This window comes from Pseudoalteromonas rubra (assembly GCF_005887115.1).
Taxonomy (GTDB): Bacteria; Pseudomonadota; Gammaproteobacteria; order Enterobacterales; family Alteromonadaceae; genus Pseudoalteromonas; species Pseudoalteromonas rubra_F.
In genome coordinates, this window is the sequence record NZ_PNCJ01000007.1 from 175,734 (window position 1) to 187,752 (window position 12,019).

Sequence of the window (12,019 nt, forward strand, 5' to 3'; positions counted from 1 at the left end):
TCCGCTCCTAGTTTTTCGCTGCATTGTTGATGGTGTATTGGTGATCTGGTACGGGATTTTCAAACCAGGTTGAATATTGCGCGCCAGCTGACTGAGCAAACTCCGCAAATTGTGGGTAAGCCTCAGACATATCAGCTTGCTCAACTGGGTGATCCCATTCAGAATTAATAATCAGAGCCCAGGGCAAACCCGCAGATGTTTGATAGTACCCATTGGTTGATGAGGTATCATCGCCCTGATCCAGATAGCGAGGATCAAAGGCTTCGGTCGGCTCGTGATTTTTTAAGTGTACTTCCCATCCGCGACCGTTATTCTGATCAACAAATTGTCCATGGTAAAAACCGTCTACAGCGAAAATAAATGGGTCTACTTTACTGTGCGTTGCGACTAGTGTGTTGTAACTGGTAGAAAGCGGGATTGTAATTTCAAAAGGGTACGGGGCCCGCTGGGTATCGCTACACCACGCCTCGGTTCTGAAAAATTTACAACCAGGCTGAACAGGTACCATGCTTCTGGTGTCTGCAAATATAACAACAATTGCCTCAGTTCTATCAGCTTCTAAAGGGCTGCCCTTGTGAACCACATTATCCACACTCAATTCAATTTGCGCCTCATCCACATGCTGCCGAGCAATATCTTTTAGTCGTATGGCAAACGCATTGTGATAACCCGCGCCAACTGCCATAAGTGCACCTTCAATTTTGTAACGCACGACCTGATTACCAACTTGGCTGGTTGTGACACGATACCTGACAACCACATCGTTAAAGTCATAATCGCCTTTTTGCGGCCAAAGATCTTCAAATGCTGCCGTTTTCCAGGAGGTAGAATTCTGGATCAGACTACTGGCGACGACAGAGACGCTTATGTCTTCCACCTCGCCATTATCAATGCCGCCCATAGGTGCAATATCACGGTTGTTTGATACTCTGAACCGGGCCCACGTGCTGCCTTCAACGGCATCAACAGGAACTGGGATAAGTACACGGTTTTCGCCAGCAACACCTTGGTACTCGCTGACCACGCGTTCTGACTGTTGGAACTGGCCATCCCCGTTCCAATCAATCCAGGCATTCACGTAGCCCGATTTCGATAACGTGAAGGAGATCAGCGTATCGTAACCCGTCTCCAAGCTGGTTAAAAAGCTAATGCCATTGTCATCATCTGTGGCTTTGGGCACATATTCTGCACTGACACTCTGACCAAAGAATAAGTCACCCACATTGTGACGGGCACCATTGGTACTAAGCGATGTGCCGTAGCTTTCCGGGGCATCACCATAGTCTATGGTTGGGTCTTCTGAATCATCAATAATGGGCGCAGTTGCGCAACGTGCGCCATCATTGGTGTTTGAAACTGGGCCGTAAGCGAATAGCTGGGTATTGGCTGGGTTGTTTATATCTATCTTGTAAACATGTCCGTCCTGATTACGACTGATATAGAAGTTATTCTCTACGTCAAAATATACGGCACCAAATGTCCCTGACTGACCAACGTTGCCCAGATTAACGCTAGTACCATTTAATACGTCAATGCGATGCAAATTTCCATTGCTATCCACACTATAAGCCAGACCGGCATTTTCATTGGGTGCGAATGCCATATCAAAAATATTCAGGTTCAGTGCACTACCATCAATGATACGTTCCGCCTGCAGATAGTCGTCGCTGTTTTCGTCGAGCGACACACGATACAACCCCAAGCTGCCACCCTTTTTATATACGTAAAAAGCATTCTCGTGAATGGCAACATCACCCACATAGAAATTCGTATCAGGAAAACCTGACGTCATAATGGGTTCAAGTACATAGTCTTTTCCCACCCGACCAATGTCTTTGTTGCTGTAATCCCACCCGTATATGTAGCGGTCGTGGACACTAAACCCAATACCATTGAGTTTGTTATTGGTACCGACGCTTTCAGCAAAAGTAGTGTACGAACCCGAGACCAGATTAACGCCATACATAGTTGCGGTGTTGCCCTGGACCAAAAATGCCTTTGACGGACATGTGTCGAACGGGGCGGCAGATAGTCCTGCGGAAAAAACGCAGGCTCCAAACAGTAGCTTTTTCATGTGACTCTCCAACGCTTTGATTTGCTTGTAGAGAGATTGCAAGCATAAGGCCAATTTTAAAAGCTTGATTTTAAATCACTTTTACTTTTTCAATTTATGTTATTGCAATACGCAATGCAGTATGAAAATCGGAATAGGAAAAACACGGCAAGTTCATGTTCAGATATGCTGATGGTCAGGAATTTCGAGACGAGTAAGACAATACCTCCAATTTCATTTGGTCATACTACTGCTGAAAGCACACCAATAAAAAAGGTGGTAAATATTACCACCTTTACACATTATTCAGAGTGCATGTGGCACCCTAGGCTTGATCTGCCTCATTTACCAGGCGCAACATTAACGGCCGCAACCTGTGTGCCACTACTAATCACTAACACCCCTTCTTTACCCAATGAAAGCTGGCCACCCAGATCATACTCCCAGTCAACTTTTTTCGTTCTCAGGTTCAGAGCGTAGGTTTTGCTAAATGAAGCAGCGAATATATGACTTGCTGTCAAAACAATATTCGACTCTATATTTTGGTCTGGCATCCAGTCCCAAACGAGCTCACCATTAAATTCATCGAAAACTTTAAGCTCATTGCCATGTACCACCACTACCAGCCCGTTGCCTACGGCTGGCATCTGATAGATAGTGTAAGACGATTTGGAAGTCCAACGTGCTTTTTGGCTCTCAATATCATAGCTTGCCAATGTATTACCGTAGGTGATCACATTGTTTTGTGATCCCAGTACAACAGTCTGTGCAATTTCATCGGCTTTAATCGAAAACAGGACATCACCATTGTCATGATCCAAGGCTTTGATATCGCCGTTGTAGGGCACCAGCACATAGTCCTCATTCACTGCAGGCTCCCAGTTATCGGACCACTCACCCAGACCTTCCCACAAATATTCACCTGTTAAAGCATTAAAACTCTGCATTCCACCAAAGTAACCGCCATTCATATAGGCACGCTCTTTAAATATTGTGGGGGCACTATATGTAGGCCACTGCGAGCCATGCTCACCACGAAACACCTGTTCCCCCGTTTGCGCATTGAATGCCCACAGCGCAGTGTCCTCATGTCCACCAGTGTGCACATAAACAAGATCATTGCCAAAGCTTGGCGCGCTGATATCACCTGAAACAGCATCATTGAACCACTGCTCTGCGCCTGTGGTTATATCCAGAGACATTACCCTGCCATTACCTGTTACAAACACCTGGCCTGCGGCAATGGCTGGTGAAGATACGCTATACTCAAAGGACTGTGTCCATCGTGGCGTAAAATCCGCAGCATTTAGCATCATGGCCTGATAACCATTGTGGCTGGCATTACCCTGGACCATTCCCCAGTCCCCAATCACAGGAATGGATTGTGCGTCATTCAGGTCCGAGCCAGCATACACTTCATGTGCATTGGTATAGCCATCATTGTCATTGTCCAGGGTTGCATCTTTCATATCATTAGGGTTCAGGCCCGCATTAATCTCAACCTGGTCTTTGATACCATCATTGTCTGAGTCTATCGACAACGGGTTGGTGAACCACTTCAGGATCTCTATTGAATCACTGAGACCGTCACCATCACTGTCGGTAGCGATGGGAGATGTACCATATTCATTAATTTCCTGAGAATCAGACAAGCCATCTCCATCGGTATCTGCCAACACCGGTGACGTATTTGCGGCGTACTCCTGCAGTGCGCTCAGTCCATCTCCATCTTGATCAGAAGCGGGGTCAACATCTAAGCCATAACGACGCTCCCACCATTGCGGCAGGCCATCGTGATCTCTGTCACCCTCTAAATCTATAGCATGTACTCGATTTGAGCTTGATATATATAAAATGCCATTGCTCAGCGCAAGGGTACCTGTCTCACCATAGCGCCAAACGACTTGTTTAGTATTGATATTGATAAGCTCGACTGACTTGTCGGTAGAGACAAAGATATGGTCAATAACTGGAATGATATGACCTGTTAAAGTTGCGTTTTCAGCTGGCCAGCGCCATAAAATACTGCCATCTACTTCATCTAACAGTACGATTTGATTGTCATTGATTATATATATCCCTGCATCAGATACCGCAGGATCACCTTCGAAATCACCATTGAGCGCCCAGCTAATGTTTCGTCGCTCTAAGTCAAAGTTGACCAGGCGACTTTTTTGATAGCCAATGACGTTGTTTTGATTACCAATAACGGGCGCAGCATCCGTACTCCACCCCCTCCAATCGTAATCAGGATCTGTCACAGTGAAAATCTCTACTCCCGATAGCTTATCGACAACGGTTAATTCAGGACCTGTATAGGCAATCGCATAATCACCAGAAATTGCAGGGGTAAACTTATCGTAGTGGCTTAAATCTTTAAACCATAATTGATTACCAGTAGAACCATTGAATGCATACATCCCCCCATAGTAACCACCTGCCATGTAAACAATCTCATTTTCTATGGTCGGTGCATAGTATTCACTCCACTGATTCCCATATTCAGAGTTAAAGATCAGGCTGCCATCTATTTCGTCGAATGCCCATAAATATGAGTTCTCATGCCCACCAGTCTGCACGTACACTTTGCCATTTGCGTAGGCAGGGGGATTTAAAGAATCCCGGGTAGAGAAACTAACACTCCAAAGCTCGTCGCCAGTGTGGGCATCGAGCGTATACAGCTGCCTACCCACAGTTCTGAATATATGTCGTTCACTTGCCGTAAGAAACGCCTTTTCACTGCCCCAGCTATCTGAAAAATTAACACTCCATAATTCAGAAAAATACTGGGGGTCAACGGCTAATTTGATACTGCCTCGGTGTTTCTCTGATTGCTGGAAGGTAGACCATAAAACAGGTTTACTATCAAATGGATAGACATCCTTGTTATTACCTACACCATCACCGTCAGAATCCACACTCTCACTGGGATCGAGTGGGAAAGCGTCATTCGCATCTTCGACACCATCATTGTCATCGTCATTATCGGCATTATTCCCGATGCCATCTGCGTCAGTATCCACGCTTTCTTTTGCATCAAGTGGAAATGCGTCAAGTGTATCTTCAACACCGTCGTTGTCGTCGTCAGTATCAGTATTGTCTGCGATACCATCGCCATCAGTATCCAGCTGTTCGGCTTTTTCCGAAGGAATGTTTGTGCTCGCACCACCGCCACTTCCGCCGCCACAAGCGGTCAAAGTAAACATCGTGGATATTAGAATGACGGCACGTAAAATCGCGGTCATACAGTCTCCTTGTTATATTATTAAGTTAGCTTCCGATAACTGTTGTTAAATTTAATTGTTAAATTATCTTTAATTTAGTTGCAGGTAGAGTTTAATTAATCGGTACAATTATATGCGAGCATAGGTGGGTACGCTACAGTTTTCAGCATATATAAAGGAAGTAAAATAAATTGAGCGAGAAATTGGGGGGTCATGAATTCTGGACTTCGATAAAAAAGAATATTGCAAATGGCTTTCAGCATTAAATCACTGGCTACTTCAATGGCTAATTAATATAACTTAAATGATTAATTTTTAAGATTTGTGTACATCTTTAATCTTTAGCATGTCGTAAACTCTGTTTGCACGGGTTTCATCAAAGCCCACCTTTTGGACATACACTTTTGGATTAGAGAATGTGCCAAACAACAAATCCCAGATAGCTAAGCCATAATTTTGTTTGTGATGCATATGTTTGTGGTGAACTCTGTGCATTTCAGGGCGCTGTAACACAAAGCCCAGCCAGTACGGCGTTTTAAGATCTGCATGTATGTAAATGTTGTACAAAGCAGCAATAATCAGGCTGACGGCAGTCCCATAGGCATCAAGGCCCAGAATAAAATAACAACACAGGGCATTCAAAAATGTGGCTGCAATACCATCAAAGGGATGCATATAAAACGATGTAAGGGCTTCAATGCGCCTGGGACTGTGATGCAACTGATGAAAAACACGCCACAGTAAGTCAAACTTATGCATCGACCTGTGCCACCAGTAAGCAACAAAGCTGGTTAATAAGAACCCGAGCATACCCTGCAGGAACATATTGTGAGTGTTAAAGCTAAATACAGAAAGGTCTCTAAAAATATCAACAAAAATCAGGCCTGCGCCGATTGTGGTAATCGATTGAAATAAGCTGATGCACGATGCGAGGATCATCCAGCGCCTGTCACACCTGTTTTTTGACGCTGGAGCGATGATTTCCAGGGTAAAAACACACGTAAATGCTGTGATGATTATAAGTAAGGTAAGTAGTTCCATACTGGCCTAATCCGTATATTCTTGCCTAAACGACACGAAAACGATGGTTCCTAAATTAACAACATTATTATGTGGAACTTCGCTTTAAACTACAACCACATTTGCATATAGATAAATCCATGTATACTGGGCGAGCGGTCACCTCCTGTTGCGAAGCGGTGACCTGAGACACTATTGCACCAGCTGATAACTATTGCCTAATTCATCCTGTAGTACGTAAGCAACCCCCTCAACAGGTGTCATATCAAGCGACTCAGTCAGGATTCGGCTGGAAAACTGCCAACCCTCAGGCAGCGTGAGCCGGTCTCCCAGGTTTTCCAAATCATCCATTTGCAATGAGGCGTCCGAAATACGGCTGAACGACTGCATCACAAAAACCTGACCAGTGGTATCGATCAGCTCATAAATGCGTCTGCCTTTATAGAAGTGCCAGGTATTGCTTCTTGACACCTCACCGGCAACATAAGGAAGTTGCTCACCCTGCGCAGCGCTCAGATCAGCGGTGGTTAATAAACGCATGTTTATCTCACCGAACTGGCGAATTTGCGTTTCAGCCTCTTGCGCTATCACCTCCGCGCCGCGGCTTTCGTCCACCACAAAAAAGCGCGGGCCGTTTGGAATAGCACTCAATGCACCGTGCTCTGCGGCAACGTCTTCAAAGTCAATGGCATCCCACTGAGCCTGGCGACACATATCGACGCCCGGCGTCCCCCACACCTGAGCAACTATTTTGTCATCTTGCAGGTAAGGCAATAAAATCTCGCAATACCGCATGTTATAGCTTGGCCCACCTGTGATCAGCGGCGCCTCTGGCGCAGTCGTTTGCAGAAAATCTAACACATGCAGCGCCAGGTCCTCTCCGACATCATCCTGGATAAAGTGCCCGGCCTGAAAGCGTCTGTGATCTACCCCGTCTGAGCCTGGTACATGGTCCACCCACTTGCGCTGATTGGCTTCGCTGCCGAGTCCCGTGTCATATTCCCCGGCATTGAACATAAACGGGTTATGATAAGCGCCCAGTGTTTGCCATGCTGGTAAAGTTTGCATTTCTATGCCAGAGAGCATGGAAGGAAACGCACGGACAGCTGCTTTGTACTGTACATTGGGGTAAGGTGCATTGTATGCAGTGACTTCTGCCTCACTCAGTTCAATCGCAGAGAGCTTTTGTACCACATCCCCCGCCATCAGCTCCGGTACACTGGCGGCATAATCGATCCATTGCTGAAACCCTTCGACGCGATCGCTTGAACGGGTATCAAAAAAGGTGCTGGCATCTGCTGGTTGCGACTCATCTATCTCAAAGCTGGGCACGTGATAAGGGTTAGTACCAGTCGGAATAATGGGCATATCCCCATTTGCGACCACTATTCTGGCAAAGCGCTCAGACATACTCCCAGCCACTCTCAATCCAATCAGGCTACCCCAATCTTGCACAAACAAATTGATATCGGTGAGTTGCAACTGGTTAATAAATGCTTTAGTCCAGGCGACATGATGTTCGTATTGATGCACCGCCACATTAAGCGGTTTATCTGATTTACCCATGCCCATATTATCCAGCGCAATCACACGATAGCCGGCCTCAGCCAGAATGGGGATCATTTTACGGTATAAATATGACCAGCTCGGCTGACCATGCAGCATGAGTATCACTTCACCATCTTTTGGCCCTTCGTCGACGTAATGCAGCCTCAGTCCTTCAATATCGAGATAGTTCGCTGCAAAATCATAGTCGGGTAACTCATCAAAACACGCATCCGGAGTCCGGATAAACTCTACGCCTTTTGCTGTGGTCGAAGTCACGATATCAGCTTCCAGACACTCAGCGCTCAGCGGGCCTGTTTCGGGCCGTGCCTCTGCTGATATCTCAGAACTCTCCGTATCTTCAACACTGATTTCTTCATCATCGCCATCACTGCATGCCATTAAAATGCCACTAAGCAGACAGATACCAATAACCTTACGCAAATTCATAACCGACTGCTTTAACTTAAATTGTGTTTCTCGGATGTTGTGAACCATAGTCGTTTTCCTTATGTATCAGATAACAATTGCTTGTCGTGTTGAGGCATAGGAATAACACCGCATACGAGTACAACGTAGCCCCCGGTGTGCAGATGGTGTAAAAGTCTGTCTCAATGGTGTTTTGGCGGCATGTCATCAGGGCAAGATTGCTTGTACCATTTAATAACTTAGTGACAACGGGAACTCCGAGTGAATACAGAGCAAATATTACCGAGTCAAACCGGGCTTTATAACAAAAGAACAACGCAGGCCTGGATCTTTTTGCTGATCTGGCCCTGGTTCAATATCTTGCTGTTATCCAGTGTGTTACTGCTACTCTAGCTGTTCACATTGCCCTTGTTCGCTCAAGTTATCGTAAAAATATGGGGAGGATTTTGTGCAGGTTATCTGTTGTTTAACCTGTGTGAGTCTGTCTTTTCTCGATATTTGCCAAAAAAGCTTTATCACACTATTTGGTTGCTCAGACCCTTTTCCATCATTCTGCTTTACATCCTGATAGGCCCTGTCGTCAACCTGCCCACCACCAATCCAGCTGCACAGGTTACATTTTTGCCTATTGTCATTATGTTGCTCGAGACGTCGGTTTACATTGCGGTGATGCTGATGTTTAAACAACAGGCCTATTATTTTCAGTCTCAGCTGCAAGCGCAAAAAGCCGAATTACAAATGCTGAAAATGCAGTCTAACCCGCACTTTTTGTTTAATACCCTCAACCTGATAGCCAGTGAAGTCACCCTGGAACCCCACAAGGCTAAGGCGCTGATTTATGACTTGAGTGACTTGTTGCGCCAAACCATTGAGCTGACAAAACACCAATTTGTAGCGCTTGAACAAGAACTAAAGCTGGCTGAACTCTATCTTGTGTTACAACAAAAAAGATTTGCAGACAGACTCACGTTTGATTTAGATTGCCAAAGTGAATAAGACCAACTTGCGGTTCCTTCTCTACTGTTACTGCCAGTTGTAGAAAACGCAGTAAAATATGGCATTGCACCTTATTCACAGGCAGGTCATATCAGTATCATTATTGAAGCGACTACGCGCTCGTTGCTGATTGAAGTGCAGGATACAGGCGCGCCATTCGATGACACCCTGGTGAGTCAGGGCGAAGGCCTGCGCATAACGCGCGAAACCCTGGCACTGCACTATCAAGATGAAGCGACGTTTAAACTGGTATCCACTGACGAGGGCACCAGCGCATTCATTACGCTGCCCCGGTAAGCACACGAGCCCCAAATGAATAAAAAAACCGTGATCATCGTCGATGACGAACAGGCTGCCAGACGGCACTTAAGGGATGTAATAAGTGGCTTTGATGCGCTAAATATTGTTGCAGAGGCCGCGGATGGCAAGTCGGCCATAGAACAGATCATGCTCTGGCGCCCGGATATTGTCTTTCTCGATATTGAAATGCCAGAACTCAATGGCTTTGATGTGGCACAGGCAACGCAAGGCTTAACCTATCAGCTGATATTTATGACAGCATACGAGCAATATGCGCTGAAAGCCTTTGATACCAATGCCATAGATTACTTAGTTAAACCTGCCAGGCCGGAACTTATCGCCAAAAGCATAGGCAAAATTGTTCGCCAGCAAACACATAACCAGCCACAGCGCTCATCAGAGCGCCTGATCCTCAACGATCATGCGCAACAAAAGATCATTGAATTTGAGCATATCAGTTACATTGAAAGCATTGGCCGTTATCGACGAGTACATTTAACAGCGCAAGGCGCCGGCATCCACAGCACAGACACCATTATTTCAGAGCAAACACTGGATGGATTTTGCACTCAGTTACCTGATTCACAATTTTACCGCTTACATCGCAGCTATATCATCAATGCCACACAACTTTTAGAGCTTAAATATCACGCCCGAAAACATTTTGTGCTACTTGCGGGAACGGATGTACAAATTCCTGTCTCACGTCGTTTTATCCACACTTTAAAGGAGCGGATAACCACCAGGTAAAGCGTGAGAGATAACTTTCGAGTGTAATGTGGACAACACCATTTTGCAGGCATAGCCCCTGATATATATTTTTTTTCTTCGATTGGGGAGGTATTAATGATAGGAAGCTCCCCCAAACCAAAGTGCAATAGCGGCTTAAGCTTGGCGATGAATGAGACTAAGCTAAACCATTCTCACTCACGCAATACTTGGCTCATTGTCTGTTATCTAATTCTCATGTGGGTTGCTTTAGATATGTGCCCAAACTTACACTCTTGATTAGCCTCATCGTGGACAAGCAGTACTTCCTTTCCCCCCATAAATGCCGCAAGTGCCATTGAATACATATCGTCAGAATCGGGGTCATCCTTTGGCCACCAGAAATTACCACTTTCATCACACGTCTTATCTGAAATCGTGGTATAAATTACATGAAACCCATCATGAGACATTACCTGTGTAATTTTCCCCCAGCTTTTTGTCCACCCTGCATGCCCTTGTATCGGTACAAATATCGACATTAACATTAGCAGTATTGATATTTTTTTCATAATTTGCTCCTTTTAAATTTAACGTCCTGTCAAGGTGTAAGCAGCTCAATACCAGAGTCACCACACACCTTTTATAACACTAATCTAAACATCAGGATAATAAAATTATCAGACGTTACGAATCACCTTTAAAACACTTTTTAGCCATAATTTTTTGATTGATGATGTCCCGGCCACAATGATGCTCATCGTTTGACAAGCTCACGCTGGAGCTCGCCTATCGTGTATTGACTAAACACCTTAATGCCCTGCTCTTCTAACAATGCGGCAGTGACACCCGAACCATTAACTTTGGTCCCACTAAACGTACCATCATAAATATTGGCACTGCCACAGGAAGGGCTACTTTGCGTAAGTATTGCGTACTTTATTTGTTGCCGTTGACAAAGTACCAGGGCGTTTTGGGCACCCGCGATAAATTGCGCAGTGACGTCGATACCGTCATCTCCGACGACCCGGGATGACCCTCTGAGTACATCAACACCTTTTCCTGCGATGATTTCAGCTGGCGGCCGGGGGGTGGGCAGACCTGCGGATACTTCTGGGCAAAAGACCACCAACTCCACGTTTGTTTGAAGCCAGTACCAATCAGATTCAGGAAGAGACAAACAACTGGCATTGTATCTCACCTTATTTCCAACCAAACACGAACTAATGAGTACTTTTTCCACCCAGAACTCCTTTATAAAAAAGCAACAAACCGGACTTAACTAAGTGTCGGAGTCGCGTTAGTCTGTTTATTTAGAACTGTCGCCTCCCTACGAGTACTACGGGCCAAAGCTAGACTGCTCAATCTCGACTTGCCTAAAGCTGTGGCCGTCATACCTGAATGCGAAAAGCACTAAAGTATTGCCATTAAGAATTGAACTTTTCGACCATAGTAAAAACGCGTCTTCTGACAAGATACTGTATTGATAGTCGGTTATCCAGGGATCCTTAAGTGTTTGAGCTATGTAAAGAATACTGCCTTGCATCAAGTTTCCAAGATTCTCTGGGAGACGATCATTGTGGATATAATATAGTGAGATTGCGGCGCGCAATGACTCAATATCAAGTGCTGCTTCATCATTTTTACTCAGTGGTGGGCAAACAACCAACCTTGGGATAATCAGGCTCAAAACAATTAGGCAGCCAAAAACTAAACAACTAAATTTTAAATGCTTCATTGCATT

Annotated in this window: 11 protein-coding genes; 4 read left to right on the forward strand and 7 right to left on the reverse strand. The window is 45.2% G+C overall.

Features of this window, described 5'->3' with window-relative positions:
• Positions 1-7: 7 nt before the first annotated feature.
• From CWB98_RS04705 to CWB98_RS04720, 4 genes are all read right to left on the reverse strand, one after another.
• Complete coding sequence (locus CWB98_RS04705; protein WP_138543812.1) at positions 8-2,074, reverse strand: LruC domain-containing protein; 2,067 nt, start codon at positions 2,072-2,074, stop codon at positions 8-10.
• A gap of 320 nt (positions 2,075-2,394) precedes the next feature.
• The gene (locus CWB98_RS04710; protein ID WP_138543813.1) at positions 2,395-5,298 is read right to left on the reverse strand and encodes a PQQ-binding-like beta-propeller repeat protein; all 2,904 of its coding nucleotides are present in this window, start codon (positions 5,296-5,298) and stop codon (positions 2,395-2,397) included.
• Between the two features lie 294 nt (positions 5,299-5,592).
• The gene (locus tag CWB98_RS04715) at positions 5,593-6,318 is read right to left on the reverse strand and encodes a sterol desaturase family protein (RefSeq protein WP_138543814.1); all 726 of its coding nucleotides are present in this window, start codon (positions 6,316-6,318) and stop codon (positions 5,593-5,595) included.
• Between the two features lie 171 nt (positions 6,319-6,489).
• Positions 6,490-8,340: a haloalkane dehalogenase gene (locus tag CWB98_RS04720; RefSeq protein ID WP_138543815.1), complete on the reverse strand. Its 1,851-nt coding sequence runs from the start codon at positions 8,338-8,340 to the stop codon at positions 6,490-6,492.
• 192 nt (positions 8,341-8,532) lie between these two features.
• Between CWB98_RS04720 and CWB98_RS24580 the strand changes: the two genes are divergently transcribed.
• The 4 genes from CWB98_RS24580 to CWB98_RS04730 all read left to right on the forward strand — a co-directional run bounded on the left by CWB98_RS24580 (position 8,533) and on the right by CWB98_RS04730 (position 10,317).
• Entirely contained in the window at positions 8,533-8,664 is a 132-nt protein-coding gene (locus CWB98_RS24580) for a hypothetical protein (protein ID WP_283241196.1), read from the forward strand.
• Positions 8,665-8,733: 69 nt separating this feature from the next.
• Positions 8,734-9,267 (forward strand): histidine kinase, encoded by a 534-nt coding sequence (locus tag CWB98_RS04725; protein WP_138543816.1) that lies wholly within the window; start codon positions 8,734-8,736, stop codon positions 9,265-9,267.
• 30 nt (positions 9,268-9,297) lie between these two features.
• Entirely contained in the window at positions 9,298-9,564 is a 267-nt protein-coding gene (locus CWB98_RS23880; RefSeq protein ID WP_349304480.1) for an ATP-binding protein, read from the forward strand.
• A 15-nt stretch (positions 9,565-9,579) separates the two neighbouring features.
• A complete protein-coding gene (locus CWB98_RS04730; protein ID WP_138543817.1) occupies positions 9,580-10,317 on the forward strand; it encodes a LytR/AlgR family response regulator transcription factor in 738 nt (245 codons plus the stop codon).
• Positions 10,318-10,520: 203 nt separating this feature from the next.
• Here CWB98_RS04730 and CWB98_RS04735 read toward each other — a convergent pair whose 3' ends face one another.
• The 3 genes from CWB98_RS04735 to CWB98_RS04745 form a co-directional block, all read right to left on the reverse strand.
• Complete coding sequence (locus CWB98_RS04735; protein ID WP_125778936.1) at positions 10,521-10,847, reverse strand: hypothetical protein; 327 nt, start codon at positions 10,845-10,847, stop codon at positions 10,521-10,523.
• A 185-nt stretch (positions 10,848-11,032) separates the two neighbouring features.
• A complete protein-coding gene (locus CWB98_RS04740; protein ID WP_138543818.1) occupies positions 11,033-11,518 on the reverse strand; it encodes a DUF523 domain-containing protein in 486 nt (161 codons plus the stop codon).
• A gap of 96 nt (positions 11,519-11,614) precedes the next feature.
• Complete coding sequence (locus tag CWB98_RS04745) at positions 11,615-12,013, reverse strand: type II secretion system protein GspG (RefSeq protein ID WP_171045582.1); 399 nt, start codon at positions 12,011-12,013, stop codon at positions 11,615-11,617.
• Positions 12,014-12,019: the final 6 nt, after the last annotated feature.